This is a genomic window from Bartonella sp. AD13SXNS, assembly GCF_042196465.1.
Lineage (GTDB): Bacteria > Pseudomonadota > Alphaproteobacteria > Rhizobiales > Rhizobiaceae > Bartonella.
In genome coordinates, this window is record NZ_JBHIQI010000100.1 from 1 (window position 1) to 717 (window position 717).

Sequence of the window (717 nt, forward strand, 5' to 3'; positions counted from 1 at the left end):
TTATCAACAGCCCATGACACGGGGTCAGATCAGCAAAATAGTGAAATTTGCTGTTTGTTTTATGGTTAATCAAGACAAATTCACTATGGGCTTTAAAATATCAGAATAAGTATTTTGATAGGTTTTATGAATTATTTTATAGATAGGTTTTGTCTGTTTTTAAAACCCCCAAAACACCTACAAAACCCTCTTAGATATATATTAAAAATTGTATTTATGTGTTATGTTTAATATAGGTTGTTTATTTGAAAGATTAACTTATTGAAATATAATAACTTTTATTTTTGACTAAAAAATATATATAAAGGGGGGGTAAAAAGACCCCCCAAAACCCCCATACCCCCCCAAAACTAATGATGGGGAGTGCTTTAAAGGTTCACTGTTATATTGTTTAATGTTTTATAAGATTTCCAAATTGCCTCAGTGTGATGTCTTATGACTTTTCACTAAAGGGTGCCATTCATAACGTATGGTAGGTCGACCGCCTTGGGAGTTATTCTCTCCAGAGATTTCACGAATATAGTTACAACGACATAAAAGCTCTAAAGCTTGCTTAACGGTTTGATTGTCTGTTAAATATTTCCAATCACGTTTATAAATGTCCCTTGTTGTAAAAACATCGGGTAAACAATCACAACGCTCGACAATTAATTTTGCCCCCTCTGTTGCTAAGCTATCCGCCGCCGCATAAAGCCTTTTGACATGACTTAACAAATA

At 33.6% G+C, this 717-nt stretch carries 1 pseudogene; it reads right to left on the reverse strand.

What is annotated here, in order from left to right:
• Positions 1-420: 420 nt before the first annotated feature.
• Positions 421-717 (reverse strand): annotated as a pseudogene (locus ACFIMQ_RS09610) (DUF3987 domain-containing protein); the annotation flags it as partial.